Genomic DNA, 15,071 nt, shown 5'->3' with positions numbered 1-15,071 from the left:
ATATAAAGTATTATAATAATGAAAGAATTAAACTAAATTTAGAAGGTATGAGCCCGACTGAATATCGAGCTCATTATTATCAAAATTAATTATAAATTTGTCTAACCTTTTGGGTTCACTCTAGAAGTTACGAGGACAAGGACGGCGCAAAACGTTATGTGACCGAAGTGGTAGTGGGTGAAATCCTTTTGTTGGGAGGAAATCAATAGTCCGACCATGGAAAATAAAGAGGGCGCTCCCTTTTACCTAGCGCCCTCTTTTTAACACCAAATTATAACATTACGGGAAAGCCTGCAACAATTTTGTGGCAGCACACGGTTTTTTCAATTACCGCTCATCCAAACACGCTTTACCGACGGCGTTCACTATTTAGCGGAAAAGGCAGTCTGTTTTTGGTTGGTGACCGATGCCTCGGTCATTGCCAAGAGCCTGATGGACAGAAGCTATTTTATAACCATCGATTTTAAACACCTTTCCAAAGCCGAACAGGAGGAGCAGGGCTGTGAAGCCATTATAACCTATGGAGATGGCAACGATGCAAAAAAGGGGCATAGTATACCACCCACAGCGGATTAAAGTGAGCATAGTGCGGCGGGTGAAAGTGAACCACTAAAAATCGATTCTATTCGTAAAGCTTTAAATATCTTTTATAAAAGATATTATGGACAACAAACAAATAGATATGCGAAAAATAAAACAGATTTTCAAACTTTAAAGTGAAGGAGTCAGCAAGCGTCAAATAACCCTACAGTTAGGATTATCACGCAATACCATCACTAAATATATAGATTTTTTTAAGCGGTACCAACTGACGAGTTACGAAGTGTCCGCCATGACACTTGAGGAGCTGAACAGGCTTTTTAAAACCGACCAAAAAGGCAAGAGCCAACAGCTATTAACCCTAGAAAAGTATTTTCCCTATTTTGATAAAGAACTGCGCAAAACAGGGGTGACCAAGGAGCTACTCTGGCAAGAGTACCTCACCAAACATCCAGATGGCTACAGACTTTCCCAGTTTAGGTATTGGTACAGAGAGTGGGTCAAAGAAGTCTCTCCGGTTATGCATTTTACACATAAAGCTGGCGATAAACTTTTCATCGATTTTACGGGCAAAAAGCTTTCTATAGTGGATCGCTACACAGGAGAGATACAAGATTTAGAGGTCTTTGTATGTGTATTGGGCAGTAGTCAATATACATATGTTGAGGCGTGTGAGAGTCAAAAAAAAGAAGACTTTATCGCTTGTATAGAAAACGCGCTTTGGTTTTATGGCGGTGTTCCACAGGCTTTAGTGCCCGATAATTTGAGGGCGGCAGTAACCAAAAGCAGTCGATATGAACCTAAGGTAAATGAAACTTTTGTAGATTTTGCTGAGCATTATGAAACGGCAGTACTTCCAACCAGAGCTTACAGACTCAGGGACAAAGCCATTGTTGAAAATGCTGTACGCATCATATATACACGCGTATTTGCGCCCTTGCGCAACCAAACCTTTCATACTAGGTCTGAACTTAACAAAGCTATATTAGAACTGCTACCCTCGCATAATAGTATGTCTTTTAGAGGACGTGAATACTCCCGCTATTCGTTATTTGAAGAGATCGAAAAACATCAGCTTAAACCATTGCCAGCCAAACGCTATGAGATCAAGCGCTATGCCAATGCAACGGTCCATAAAAACAGCCATATTTATTTTAGCAAGGACAAACACTATTATAGTTTGCCCTATCATCATATAGGCAAGCGCGTCAAAGTGGTTTACTCAGATAGCGCAGTAGAGATTTACCATCAGCAGGAACTACTTACGGTACATCCAAGAACCAAGCAAAAATATGGATATAGCACCATAAAGGAGCACATGCCTTCCCACCACCGCTTTATCAGCGAGTGGAGCAGTGAAAAGTTCATTGCCTGGGCTGCGCAGATAGGTGACCATTGCAAGGCACTAATCATTAATATACTAGAAAAGAAACAACACCCAGAGCAATCCTATAAATCGTGTCTGGGCATATTACACTTCACAAAAAAGGTAGGTAATACACGACTGGATAATGCCTGCAAACGCGCCTTGGATTATGGTGCGCAAACTACAATATTATTGAGCGTATCCTTAAAAACGGCTGGGACACTTTAGATGAAGACATTGAAGACCAACTTGAGGTCCCAAATCACAATAACATTAGAGGAAGCCATTATTACAAATAAATTAAAACCAAAAAACAATGAATAAACAGACATTGGAACACATGAAACAACTAAGGCTATACGGTATGTACAGAGCCTTTAACAGCAGTTTATCGCCACAAAGTATAAACTATATCAGTGATGAACTTGTAGCATATCTCATCCAAAGCGAATGGGATGACCGCCAAGATCGAAAAATAGAACGGTTAACAAAAGCAGCACGCTTTAGGTACAGCGCCGTTATGGAAGCTATAGATTTTGACCCCTCTAGAGAATTAGATAAAAATCAAATCCAACGCTTTGCCAGCTGTGATTTTATAAAGCACAAGCAGGATATACTTGATACAGGAAGTACGGGTGCTGGCAAAAGCTATATGGCATCGGCCATTGGTCACCAAGCATGCTCATTAGGGTATAAGGTTATGTATTTTAACACGAACAAACTTTTTACCATGCTTAAAACCTCAAAAGCTGATGGATCTTGTCTAAAACAAATCAATAAACTATAAAAACAGGACCTGCTTATTATTGATGACTTCGGACTTAAAGCTTTAGATGCCATAAACAGACATTCTTTTATGGAAATCATAGAAGATAGACATAGCGAACACAGTATCATTATAGCCTCCCAATTACCCGTGGAAGCATGGCATGAAATTATAGGGGAACAAACCATCGCAGATGCCATTTTAGACCGCCTTGTGCATAATGCACATAGAATAGATATTAAAGGAGAGTCCATGCGTAAAAAATTGAAAAATAAATACTAAATTTAACCACAAATGAATCGATTTTGAGCGCTTACTTTGCTATGCTCACTTTCATCCGCCGCAAGTGGTTCACTTTGCCCGCCCTATCCATTAATAGTCTTAAAAATAATATTTTTAAGTTGTAGGTTCAATCCAATGCATTTTTTGTTACAAACCACCTCCAACCAATTATGGCCATTTGGAGTTTGGTGGCTTTGGCCAAATCCAATTGTTTTTTAGAATAACTTGGTAAAATGGTTTTATTAAGCTTTGCTAAAAATTTGAATATTTGCTTCCTCATATTACAAAAATACTAAACTTAGTTAGAATTTTATTTTTAAGAAAATGAATCTTTATTTTATCGATTAAAGGTAATCGTATATTAAGTTTAGTTAAAGTTTTAAATAGAAATTTATAAACTAATTTAAGATCGGTACCTTTGCCAAAATGCAGCTTTATGACCAAAAACACCATTTTATTTCTTTTCTTTTTAGTTTCTCAAGTAGCTTTAAGTCAAATAGTCATCAATGAATTGGATTGCGATACACCTGGAACAGATGATCTAGAATTTATAGAATTACTTTCCGAAACGCCAAATTTTCCGTTAGATGGCTATGTTGTTGTGTTTTTTAATGGTTCAACAAACGGGCAACACAAAAGCTATATGGCTTTAGATTTAGATGGATATGAGACTGATATTAATGGGGTACTCTTAATAGGTAGTACAAATGTATCACCGTTTCCACAATATGTAATTCCTGCAAATGTTATACAGAATGGCGTAGATGCTGTAGCTATCTATAGGGCAGATGATTTGGATTTTGAAGAACCCGTAAAAGCCTATGTAGACGACACACTTATAGATGTATTAATTTACAGAACCACACAATCAGATGGTGTAGAATTTGTTTCCATATTTTCAGCTTTTAATCCTTCAATTAGTATAATTACCGAAGGAACAACCAACAATACCAATTCAATTCAAAGAAACAATGATGGTTCTTACACGGTAAAAGCACCAACTCCCAGACAATTGAACGATGGAAGCGGTATTGTTTTAAACGGTATATTAATAACGGTTGCTGAAACAAGTTATAATGAAGGCGATACGTTTGATGTTGTTTTCACCTCAGAACAAACCGTAACTTCCGATATTAATTTTTCAATAGCATTTAATAACGGTACTTTTAATACTTCAGATTTCATAGGAAATACATCTATAACCATACCTAATGGTTCAAATACAGCATCAACAAGCATAACATTGGTAGATGATGCTTTTGACGAAGGCGATGAAGAAATGCTTATGAAATTGTCTGGTTTGGTATCGCCAAATTATTCCTTAAACAACAATTTACGAATCCGGGTGGTAGATAACGATTTTCAAGTGGCGTCATTTGGAACACCTATCAATCCAACTTATGAAAACGTAGCAAGCACTCAACCAACGGGCTATTATAATAATTTAGATGGAAAATCTGGTAGTGTTTTGCGTCAAGCTATGCAAGATATTATTGCAGAAGAAGGTGTTGTACGGGCGCAAACTTATAATGATGTTATTGATATTTTAAAGGAAGCCGACCAAAACCCCGCAAACAGTAATCAGGTTTGGTTGGTTTATAAAGAAATTGGACGTGCAAAACTCGATTTTCAAACCACCTCTACAAGTACGGGTAAGTGGAATAGAGAGCATACATTTCCGCGTTCGCGAGGTGGATTTTACAGCATCGATTTAGATGATATTGTAGATGGAAAGGATGTGTTTTGGAACACCACAGCCGATTCTTTACGCCACGGAAACTCCGATGCGCATGCTTTAAGAGCTGCCGATGGACCTGAAAATAGTAGTAGGGGCAATCAGTTTTACGGACAGTACAATGGGCCATCAGGAACTTTGGGAAAATTTAAAGGCGATGTTGCCAGAAGTGTATTTTATATGGCGGTACGTTATACGGATTGGAAATAGTGAACGGTTACCCCGAAGGTGTCACAGGACAATTTGGAGATTTAGCAACGCTTTTAGATTGGCATAGAAACGACCCACCAGACGATTTTGAAATGAACAGAAACAACGTGGTTTATACTTGGCAATTCAACAGAAACCCGTTTATAGATTACCCCGATTTGGTTGAATATTTATGGGGAAATAGTGTTGGGCAAGTCTGGAGTCAGGCGTTAAGCGTGCAAGATGAAAAAGCATCTTCCATTAAAATATTCCCAAACCCTTCAGCTGGCACTGTTTTTATAAATGGTATAAAAAATGAAAGTACTGTAGAAGTGTTTTCTTTGGATGGCAGAAAATTGAAAACCTTTATAATAAATGCCAATTCTGAAATAGATTTGGATGTATCAAGCGGTATGTATTTGCTTCATGTAAATTATGAAGGCAACACCAAAACACATAAATTAGTGGTTAATTAGTGGTATAAACAAAAAGACCTCACAGGTTTCAAAAACCTGTGAGGTCTCATATTCTAAAGGGAAATCACTTCTTTTTAGTCGTTATTTCAACAACGCCATTTTTTGCTTTTTCTCCAAATTTTTTAGTTGCTTCTTTCCTTTTGAGTACATTAATAGTTTCTATATTTTCTGGGGAAAGCTGTTCTGCTTCTTTTAAAGTTTTTTCTTTACCATCAATAAATACTAAGGTTCCTTCGTTTTTAACTTTGAGAATGGCATTACCGTCATAAGAAGTTAGATTTCCTTCTTTCATTGAGGTTGCTTTGTTAACTTTGCTACCGTTGTTCATTTCGATTTTGTATTCTTTTTTTGTTGTAAGTATAAAAACTCCATCTTTACCTCTGTCACCGTAAGCTTTAGTGGCATTTGTATCTGTTAAAAGAGTTATTGTCCCAATGTCATTTTGGTCTAACGATTGAAATTCCTCTTTTGTTATTTCTTTACCGTCTACAATAAATAAAGGCTCTTTATCTCCCGATGTAAGAATCTTTACTTTAGACTCACTTTTAGTATGAAAACTAACCTTTTTGTCTTCATCTGAAACCCAATTTAAACCAACCCTTTTTTTAGAAGGCTGAGAATTAGAAGGGTGAAAACTTATAGTATCTGAAGCGGCATTTTTTCCAACGGTTATTTTCCAAGTTTTTAAATCGTTGCCTGAATTTTTATTATGTTTAATGGTGTCTCCGTTTTTAATAATAATTTCTTCTTTTACAATAGTATCATCGTCATCGTCAGATGAAATTACAATGACCTTTTTTTCACGGCCAGTATGAACAATTTTATCTTCTTCATCTTCTTCTTCGTCAGAAATAATAACCACATGTTTTTCTTTCATCATGTTGCCATTGCCTATCGAGATATTGTTATTGTTCAAACTTATTTTTATAGGACTTATAGCCTCATCTCCATCAATGCTATAATTGGCATTTGAAGATTTAGAAGTTACTTCAATTTTAATAGCAGTAATTTCATTCTTATTATTACGCTTTATGCCCTTAAATTTTGCGGTGTAACCTTCGAGTTTTAGTTCTTTTTGGAGATTTTCTAAATCGGCTTCAGTGAATTCCTTGGAAATAATAACTTTTATCACATCATTTTCTGTGGAAGCTTCAGGAGAAGGTTTTTGCTGTTCAACATAAACTTCTTCAGTATTAAAACTCATTAGAAAAGCAGCAAGAAGCGGCATTACCAAAGCATACTTAATAAGATTGATTTTTTTTGATTTTGATTTGTGTAACATAACGATTCGTTTTTTGATTAATGAATTATAAAAAGGATTACTTAAAGCCATTTGATGAGATGGCATGCTTGTTTTAAGTAAGGTATATTGGTAGTTTTTTTTGCAGTCGGTTTTGGTAGCAGCAATGTTATCGGCAATAAATTCCAGGTTTTGCTTTAAATCTTTGTTGTATAGCCATATAAAAGGATTGAACCAAAGTGCAATACAACCAAGATGGGTTAATAAAATATCAAAAGAATGAAGTTGGTTTGCATGTACTTTCTCATGGGTTATAATTTGCTCCAATTCGCTGCTGCTAAATTGTTCAGGGTTGTAAACAATCCATTTAAAAAATGAAAATGGCGATACTTTATGGGCTGTTATAATATATCTAAAACCACTTATTTTTTCTGCTTTGTTTTTAAAAATCACGAGTGTTAATGAGGTGAATTGGACTAAAAATCGAACAGAAAAAAACAAAACACCCAAACCATAAACCACAGGTAAATAATCTAGTATGTTAAATGGTTTTTCAGGGTTCTCGACAGTTATTGCAGTTTCAAAAATATAATTGGAAAAATCTACTGGGGTAGCCTCAACATATACAGGAATCACTAAAAAAGGCAATAAAAACGCAGTAATTAAACCCATTAACAAAAACCATCTGTTTTGTTCAAAAAAGGTTTCCCGCTGCAAGAATATCTTATAGCTTAAATAAAAAATAACTACAACTGCGCTTACTTTTAGTAGATATTCCATAATTATTTATCTTTTTCAATTAAGGCAATTATTTCTTTTAAATCGGCTACACTTATCTTTTCTTCCTTAGCAAAAAAAGACACCACATTTTTATACGAATTATTAAAATAGTTATCAATGGCCAAGGTCATAAACCGTTTTTTATAATCTTCCTTACTCACAATAGGGTAGTATTGGTGGGTTTTTCCGTAGGCATTATAGCTCACATAGCCTTTGTCCTCAAGGTTTCTAATAATGGTAGAAAGCGTGTTATAGTGCGGTTTTTCATCTTTAATTTCAGCCAAAACATCTTTTACAAAAGCCTTTTCAAGCTTCCATAATATGTGCATAATTTCCTCCTCTTTGTTTGTTAACTTTTCCATATAAAATTTTTTTGGGCGTTACCACAAGGGTCGGGTTTTTCGCTGCAAGTCCTCGCTCGTACCTCGCTGTGGGCTTTCCGCTGCAACCCCTAACGCAATACAAACCTATAACTATTTTTATAGTTATACAACTAAATATATAGTTATTTAACTAAAAATTAAGTTTTCAAAAAACTTTTAACTTCACACTTTTAACTTTTAACTTTCATTTATCTTCGCAAAAAATAAAAAGGATGAGTATTGTTTGGGTTGTTTTAGGGTTTACATTATTGGTAGTAGGTGGTGAGTTTCTTGTTAGGTCTTCGGTAGCACTGTCATTTAAATTTAATATATCTAAAATGGTGATTGGTATGACGGTGGTATCGTTTGCAACATCGGCCCCCGAACTATTGGTAAGTCTGCAAGCGGCATTGTCGGGTTCTCCAGCTATAGCCATAACCAATGTAATAGGTTCTAATATAGCCAATATTGGTTTGGTGTTGGGGGTTACGGCCATGGTAAGTACCATTGCGGTCGATAAATCTTTTTACAGACTCAATTGGCCGGTTATGATGGTGTTTTCTATCGTGCTTTATTATTTCCTTAAAAATGATAATGTGCTTTCTGCTTTCGAGGGCATCATCCTTTTTTTAGGTCTTGTATTGTTTTTGGTAATTTTAATCAGAAGCACCAAAAGCAATGCTGTAGTTGAAGAAGTAGATGAAACCTTAGCCGTCGTTTCAAATTTTAAAATTGGCACATGGTTATTAATAGGCGCTACCTCCTTATATTTTGGAAGCGAATGGTTGGTAGATGGTGCCAAAGCCATTGCATTATCCGTTGGAGTAAGCGAAGCGGTAATTGGTGTGTCTTTAATTGCCATAGGAACCAGTGTGCCAGAATTAGCGGCATCTATAATTGCGGCTGCCAAACAAGAAAAAGCCATTTCTTTAGGAAATTTAATAGGTTCCAATATTTTTAATATTGCATCTGTTTTAGGCTTAACGGCTATTATTAAGCCGATTCCTGTTACAGAACCGTTGATTTTAACCAGCGATATTTTCTGGATGCTAGGTTTTGCTTTCGTATTGTTTCCTTTAGTAATGTTACGCAAAAAGTTTGAAATTAACCGTGCTAAAGGCTTCTTCTTGGTTTTTGTTTATGGTGTTTTTATGTTCCTACTTTTCACGGCTGGAAAATAACTTTTACAAAGTTTATTGAATAAAAAAAGGGTTTGCAATTTGCAAACCCTTTTTTATGAATATTGTATTTAAAATTAAACCTTAGCAGATTTAACAGTTTTAATAATTCTTGCAGCAATTTTGTATGGGTCACCGTTTGAAGCAGGACGTCTGTCTTCTAACCAACCTTTCCAGCCTTTGTTAACTGCGATTAATGGAATACGTATTGAAGCACCTCTGTCAGATACACCCCAAGAGAAATCATCAATGGAAGCAGTTTCGTGTTTACCAGTTAAACGTTGGTCGTTAAACTCACCATAAACTTCAATATGTTCTTTTACTACAGGACGGAAAGCTTCACAAATTTTAGCATAAACGTCTTTGTCTCCACAAGTTCTTAAAGTTGAGTTAGAGAAGTTTGCGTGCATACCAGAACCATTCCAATCCATGTCTTTTCCAAGTGGTTTTGGATGGTATTCAATAAAGTAACCGTATTTTTCAGTTAATCTGTCCAATAAATATCTAGCAATCCAAAGTTCATCACCAGCTAATTTTGCACCTTTAGCAAACAATTGGAATTCCCATTGTCCACAAGCAACTTCTTGGTTAATTCCTTCAAAGTTTAAACCAGCTTGAATACATAAATCGGCATGCTCTTCAACTAAATCTCTACCATGAGTATTTAATCCACCAACTGAACAGTAGTACATACCTTGTGGTTTTGGATATCCACCAACAGGGAAACCAAGTGGTAATTGTGTTGCAGTATCCATTATAAAATATTCTTGCTCAAAACCAAACCAGAAATCATCATTGTCATCATCAATAGTAGCTCTTCCGTTAGATTCGTGAGGTGTTCCATCAGCATTCATAACTTCAGTCATTACTAAATAACCATTGATACGCTCTGGATCTGGGTAAATAGCTACAGGCACTAATAAACAGTCTGAAGATCCACCTTCTGCTTGTCTTGTAGAAGACCCGTCGAAAGACCAATTTCCTATTTCTTCAAGAGTTCCTTTAAAGTTTTCATGTTCTTCTACTTTGGTTTTGCTTCTCATGTTTTGAGTTGGGTAATAACCGTCTAACCAAATGTATTCTAATTTAATTTTTGCCATAATTTTTATAATGAGAAATTAATAATGTTTCAACAAATATATATTTTTATTAAGACTCTGCACATTTACAGGGGTGTTAATCTAAAAACTTGAGTTATTTTTATTTATACCCTATTTTTTTAAGGCATCTATTAAAAAAAGCATATTTTTTTATTTAAAAAACGAAAAATTCTTAACACAGAGAAAACATTTTGTTTATGTTATATTTGCGTTATTCTTACTTTTGTAATAAAAATAATAATTTAATTCAATAGAACCATGTCTACTTTAAGATTTCATGCTATAAAAGAATCATTGGGTAATAAACCAGTATTGGTTGAAGAGAAAGAACGGCGTTCGGATTTGTTCGGAAAAAACGTTTTTAATGAAAATACCATGCGTCAATATTTAACCAAAGATGCTTTTATTGGTGTTACAAATGCCATTCAATTCGGTAAAAAAATTGATAGAAATATTGCAGATCAAGTGTCATCTTCCATGAAAGATTGGGCACTATCTAAAGGTGTGACACATTATACACATTGGTTTCAGCCATTAACAGGAACTACGGCCGAAAAACACGACGCCTTTTTTGAAACCATAGGTAATGGTATGGCTATTGAAAAATTTGGGGGAAGCCAATTAGTACAGCAAGAACCGGATGCGTCTAGTTTCCCCAGTGGAGGTATTAGAAATACGTTTGAAGCAAGAGGCTACACGGCTTGGGACCCAACATCGCCAGCATTTATATATGGGACTACGCTTTGTATTCCCACTATATTTGTTGCTTACACAGGTGAGGCTTTAGATTATAAAACACCACTGTTAAGAGCGTTGAATGCGGTTGATAACGCCGCAACCGATGTTTGTAAATACTTTGATAAAAATGTGAAAAAAGTAACCTCGTCTTTAGGTTGGGAACAGGAATACTTTTTAATTGATAAAATGTTAGCGTCTAGCAGACCCGATATTTCTTTAACAGGAAGAACGCTTTTAGGGCATTCATCCGCCAAAGGGCAACAGCTAGATGACCATTATTTTGGTTCCATACCTAACAGAGCTTTAAATTTTATGCGCGAATTGGAAACCGAATGCATGCTTTTGGGTATTCCTGCAAAAACACGCCATAACGAAGTGGCGCCCAATCAATTTGAATTGGCACCCATTTTTGAAGAAGCTAATTTGGCGGTCGATCATAATTCGCTATTAATGGATATTATGGGGCGTATCGCATCGCGCCATAATTTCAAAGTGTTATTCCACGAAAAGCCATTTGCAGGCATCAATGGTTCGGGGAAACATAATAACTGGTCGCTTTCAACAGATACCGGTGTTAATTTATTGGCGCCAGGAAAAACACCTATGAGCAATCTTCAGTTTTTAACTTTTTTTATCAATACAATTAAAGCGGTTCAGGAAAACGAAGAACTGTTAAGGGCATGTATAGCTTCGGCAAGTAACGACCATAGGTTAGGTGCAAATGAAGCGCCTCCTGCTATTATTTCAGTATTTATTGGTCAGCAATTAACTAAGGTTTTAGAAGAGTTGGAAGGCGTTACCAAAGGAAAGCTTTCTCCCGAAGAAAAAACCGAACTTAAGCTTAATGTAGTTGGTAAAATACCAGATGTTTTGCTTGATAATACAGATAGAAACAGAACCTCTCCTTTTGCATTCACAGGTAATAAATTTGAGTTCAGAGCTGTGGGGTCTTTGGCAAATTGTGGAAACCCAATGACGGTTTTAAACACTATTGTTGCAAAACAATTAATAGATTTCAAAAAAGAAGTAGACCTTTTAATTGATAAAAAAGGACTTAAAAAAGACGAAGCGGTTTTTAATGTGCTAAGGGAATACATCAAATCCACCAAAGCTATTTTATTTGAAGGCAATGGCTATGGAAAAGAATGGGAAGAAGAGGCAAAAAAACGAGGTTTAAGCAACAACAAAAGCACCCCAGAGGCTCTAAAGGCTAAAATTTCAAAAAAAACCATCGCATTATTTGAAGAAATGAATGTGATGAGCAAAATAGAGTCGCAAGCACGCTATGAAATTGAAATGGAAGCTTACATCATGCACATTCAAATTGAAGGCCGTGTATTGGGTGATATTGCACGTAACCACATTGTGCCAACCGCAGTTAAATACCAAAATATTTTAATCGAAAATGTTAAAGGGTTAAAAGAGATTTTTGATGAAAATTACAAAGCGGTATCGCAAGAGCAAATAAATTTAATCGAAGAAATTTCAAGTCATATTAAAGGAATAAATGCCAATGTTACTAGAATGACGGACGAACGTAGAAAAGCAAACGCCATTGAAAACATTGAAGAAAAGGCACTGGCTTACTGCCATAAAGTGAAGCCCTTATTCGATGATATTAGAAAACACTGCGATAAATTGGAATTATTGGTTGACGATGAAATTTGGCCATTAACAAAATACCGCGAACTCTTATTCACAAGATAAATTTGGGCGTTACCACAAGGGTCGGGTTTGTAGTTTATCCTGAGCGTAGACGAAGGATTGCAATCTTTTTTTCGTCCCTCAAAAAGGATTTCCACTGTAAATGCTTAGCATTCACGATTTCATTGACTTAAAAATAGTATGTATGAGTAATCCCTAACGCTACCCAACATCAAGGCGAGTAACAATTAATAAAATCCCGTTGTAAAAAGCGGGATTTTTTAATTCAAAAAATTAACTTTGCAGCTCAATACAATACTATGGGTCAAGAAGTTTCTAAACGCTATGCGCAACGTGGCGTTTCTGCATCAAAAGAAGATGTTCACAATGCCATTAAAAACATCGATAAAGGATTATTTCCAAAAGCATTCTGTAAAATAGTTCCAGATTATTTAACAAATGATGGCGATTATTGTTTAATCATGCATGCCGATGGCGCAGGTACAAAATCTTCTTTAGCCTATATGTATTGGAAAGAAACGGGTGATATTTCAGTTTGGAAAGGTATTGCACAAGATGCCTTGATAATGAATATAGACGATTTGTTGTGTGTAGGGGCCACCGATAATATCATGCTGTCTTCGACCATCGGAAGAAATAAAAATTTGATTCCCGGTGAAGTGCTTTCTGCCATTATTAACGGAACCGAAGAATTGATTTCAGAATTGAAAAATTTCGGTGTAACCATTCATTCAACAGGTGGTGAAACCGCCGATGTGGGCGATTTGGTTCGTACCATTATTGTAGATTCTACCGTTACGGCACGTATGAAACGCAGCGATGTTGTTGATAATGCCAACATTAAAGCAGGCGATGTTATTGTGGGCTTAGAAAGTTCTGGACAGGCTTCTTATGAGAAATCTTATAACGGCGGTATGGGTAGTAACGGATTAACTTCGGCGCGTCACGATGTTTTTAACACCTATTTGGCCGATAAATACCCTGAGAGTTTCGATGCCTCTGTGCCTGAAGATTTGGTATATTCTGGAAATGTAAAACTAACAGATGCCGTAAAAGATTCTCCAATTGATGCGGGTAAATTAGTGTTGTCGCCTACGCGTACCTATGCGCCCATTATAAAGAAGATTCTATCTGAGTATAAAAGTGATAAAGTACATGGTATGGTGCATTGTTCTGGTGGTGCGCAAACTAAAATTCTTCATTTTGTTGATGAGTTTCATATTGTAAAAGATAATATGTTCCCAATTCCTCCGCTGTTTAGGCTAATACAAGAGCAATCAAAAACCGATTGGAAAGAAATGTACCAAGTATTTAACTGTGGGCACAGAATGGAACTGTATGTAACACCGGATATTGCAGAAAATATTATCAATATTTCTAAAGAATTCAATGTTGATGCTAAAATTATTGGTCGTGTTGAAGCATCAAAAACTAAAAAGCTTACAATAAAAAGTGAGTTTGGGGAGTTTACTTATTAAATTTTCGCTTTTTTTCATTAAAACGGAACGATTATTGATTAAAAACGTAATTTATCAAAAACCAACCTTAATAGTATTATGAAGTATGTTTTATTGATAGCTGTTTGTTTCTTTTTTCAGCTTGCACAATCTCAACCAGACACCTTGTTTTTAAAAACAAAACCTGCAAAGTATGATGGTCCGGAGTGGATTCAAAAAAATAAAGCTTCTGTAAATTTAAACGAAGTTTCTTTTGTTAACTGGAATGCTGGGGGTAGTAATTCCATTTCTGGTCTTTTGGGAATAGAATCTTCGGCTAATTATACCGATAAGTATTTTTCATGGCGAAACAATATTTTGGTTCGTTACGGTGTCAATAAGCAGCAAGATAGGGAATTACGAAAAACCGATGATTTGTTTGAATTGAATTCCGATATTGGTTTTAAGCCAGATAGTGTTTCTAATTGGTATTACTCCGCAAAGCTTAATTTTAAAACACAAATGGCAAATGGTTATAAGTATCCAAATAGAGATACACCTATTTCAACGTTGATGGCTCCAGGTTATTTGTTTTTTGGTGGTGGAATGGAGTACGGAAAAAATATCGACAAACTGTCTTTTTACTTTTCGCCGTTAACCCTAAAAGCAACATTTGTATTGGATGAAGATCTGGCAAATGCAGGTAAGTTTGGTGTAACGCCAGCGGTTCTTGATAGTGAAGGTAATGTGGTTGTTCCAGGAGATCGTGTTAGAAAAGAATTAGGGATACTAATCAATAATAGCTATGAGATGGAAGTTGCAAAAAACATTAAAGTCAAGCAACAGGTTAGTCTTTATTCTGATTATATCAATAATTTTGGAAATGTAGATGTAGATTGGAGGTTGGACTTCGATTTTAAAGTGAATAGCTTTGTAAAAGCCACTCTGGGTTCTCATTTAATATACGATGATGATGTAAAAACAACAAAACCATCTGCGATTGAAGGAGAAACAGATGAAGCTGGAGCTAAGGTACAATGGAAGCAATTTTTAGGAATTGGTTTTGCCGTAGATTTTTAATTCATTATTCTATTAAGATTGAAAATATTTGTTAACTTTTTTGTGTTGATAAATTTTTAAACACTTTAAAATCAATTTATTAACATGTTTTTGTTGTAAACTTTATGATTTAAGTCATGTTTTAAGTGTTATTTTTTT

13 protein-coding genes and 2 pseudogenes are annotated in these 15,071 nt (G+C 35.7%); 11 read left to right on the top strand and 4 right to left on the bottom strand.

What is annotated here, in order from left to right; all coding sequences use genetic code 11:
- Positions 1-2 precede the first annotated feature (2 nt).
- The 5 genes and pseudogenes from J8H85_RS19215 to istB all read left to right on the top strand — a co-directional run bounded on the left by J8H85_RS19215 (position 3) and on the right by istB (position 2,954).
- Positions 3-89 carry an IS3 family transposase gene (locus tag J8H85_RS19215; protein WP_394368987.1) on the top strand — a complete coding sequence of 29 codons (87 nt, stop codon included), beginning with the start codon at positions 3-5 and terminating at the stop codon, positions 87-89.
- A gap of 30 nt (positions 90-119) precedes the next feature.
- Positions 120-209 (top strand): annotated as a pseudogene (locus J8H85_RS19015) (single-stranded DNA-binding protein); the annotation flags it as partial.
- A gap of 61 nt (positions 210-270) precedes the next feature.
- On the top strand, positions 271-576 hold the full coding sequence (locus tag J8H85_RS19210; RefSeq protein WP_394368998.1) for a DUF6876 family protein: 306 nt from the start codon (positions 271-273) through the stop codon (positions 574-576).
- Positions 577-739: 163 nt separating this feature from the next.
- Entirely contained in the window at positions 740-2,134 is a 1,395-nt protein-coding gene (gene istA, locus J8H85_RS18040; protein WP_317195027.1) for an IS21 family transposase, read from the top strand.
- An 88-nt stretch (positions 2,135-2,222) separates the two neighbouring features.
- Positions 2,223-2,954, top strand: a pseudogene (istB, locus tag J8H85_RS18035) (IS21-like element helper ATPase IstB).
- Positions 2,955-3,081: 127 nt separating this feature from the next.
- On the opposite strand, the gene J8H85_RS18030 reads toward istB, so the two are convergent.
- A complete protein-coding gene (locus tag J8H85_RS18030) occupies positions 3,082-3,234 on the bottom strand; it encodes an SsrA-binding protein (RefSeq protein WP_209656994.1) in 153 nt (50 codons plus the stop codon).
- A gap of 156 nt (positions 3,235-3,390) precedes the next feature.
- Here J8H85_RS18030 and J8H85_RS18025 point away from each other — a divergent pair, with 156 nt between their 5' ends.
- Together J8H85_RS18025 and J8H85_RS19120 are read left to right on the top strand one after the other, a co-directional pair.
- Positions 3,391-4,899: an endonuclease gene (locus J8H85_RS18025; RefSeq protein WP_317195025.1), complete on the top strand. Its 1,509-nt coding sequence runs from the start codon at positions 3,391-3,393 to the stop codon at positions 4,897-4,899.
- Positions 4,899-5,354, top strand: coding sequence for a T9SS type A sorting domain-containing protein (locus J8H85_RS19120; RefSeq protein ID WP_317195026.1), 456 nt, complete (start codon positions 4,899-4,901; stop codon positions 5,352-5,354). Before J8H85_RS18025 ends, J8H85_RS19120 begins: the two co-directional genes overlap by 1 nt.
- A gap of 64 nt (positions 5,355-5,418) precedes the next feature.
- On the opposite strand, the gene J8H85_RS18020 is transcribed toward J8H85_RS19120, so the two are convergent.
- Both J8H85_RS18020 and J8H85_RS18015 read right to left on the bottom strand, forming a co-directional pair.
- Positions 5,419-7,374: a M56 family metallopeptidase gene (locus J8H85_RS18020; protein ID WP_209656992.1), complete on the bottom strand. Its 1,956-nt coding sequence runs from the start codon at positions 7,372-7,374 to the stop codon at positions 5,419-5,421.
- 2 nt (positions 7,375-7,376) lie between these two features.
- Positions 7,377-7,736 (bottom strand): BlaI/MecI/CopY family transcriptional regulator, encoded by a 360-nt coding sequence (locus J8H85_RS18015; protein ID WP_209656990.1) that lies wholly within the window; start codon positions 7,734-7,736, stop codon positions 7,377-7,379.
- 233 nt (positions 7,737-7,969) lie between these two features.
- On the opposite strand from J8H85_RS18015, the gene J8H85_RS18010 reads away from it, so the two are divergent.
- Positions 7,970-8,917, top strand: coding sequence for a calcium/sodium antiporter (locus tag J8H85_RS18010; protein ID WP_209656988.1), 948 nt, complete (start codon positions 7,970-7,972; stop codon positions 8,915-8,917).
- Positions 8,918-8,991: 74 nt separating this feature from the next.
- Here the strand turns inward: J8H85_RS18010 and J8H85_RS18005 are convergent, their stop codons facing one another.
- The gene (locus J8H85_RS18005; protein ID WP_209656986.1) at positions 8,992-10,014 is read right to left on the bottom strand and encodes a glutamine synthetase beta-grasp domain-containing protein; all 1,023 of its coding nucleotides are present in this window, start codon (positions 10,012-10,014) and stop codon (positions 8,992-8,994) included.
- 258 nt (positions 10,015-10,272) lie between these two features.
- On the opposite strand from J8H85_RS18005, the gene J8H85_RS18000 reads away from it, so the two are divergent.
- The 3 genes from J8H85_RS18000 (at position 10,273) to J8H85_RS17990 (ending at position 14,933) form a co-directional block, all read left to right on the top strand.
- The gene (locus J8H85_RS18000) at positions 10,273-12,459 is read left to right on the top strand and encodes a glutamine synthetase III family protein (RefSeq protein WP_209656984.1); all 2,187 of its coding nucleotides are present in this window, start codon (positions 10,273-10,275) and stop codon (positions 12,457-12,459) included.
- Positions 12,460-12,716: 257 nt separating this feature from the next.
- On the top strand, positions 12,717-13,895 hold the full coding sequence (locus tag J8H85_RS17995) for an AIR synthase related protein (protein ID WP_209656982.1): 1,179 nt from the start codon (positions 12,717-12,719) through the stop codon (positions 13,893-13,895).
- 78 nt (positions 13,896-13,973) lie between these two features.
- The gene (locus J8H85_RS17990) at positions 13,974-14,933 is read left to right on the top strand and encodes a DUF3078 domain-containing protein (protein ID WP_209656980.1); all 960 of its coding nucleotides are present in this window, start codon (positions 13,974-13,976) and stop codon (positions 14,931-14,933) included.
- Positions 14,934-15,071: the final 138 nt, after the last annotated feature.

The sequence above is a fragment of the Mariniflexile gromovii genome (assembly GCF_017814435.1).
Classification (GTDB): Bacteria; Bacteroidota; Bacteroidia; order Flavobacteriales; family Flavobacteriaceae; genus Mariniflexile; species Mariniflexile gromovii.
Note: the sequence above shows the minus strand (reverse complement) of the source record. Positions and strands in the feature narration are given on the sequence as shown.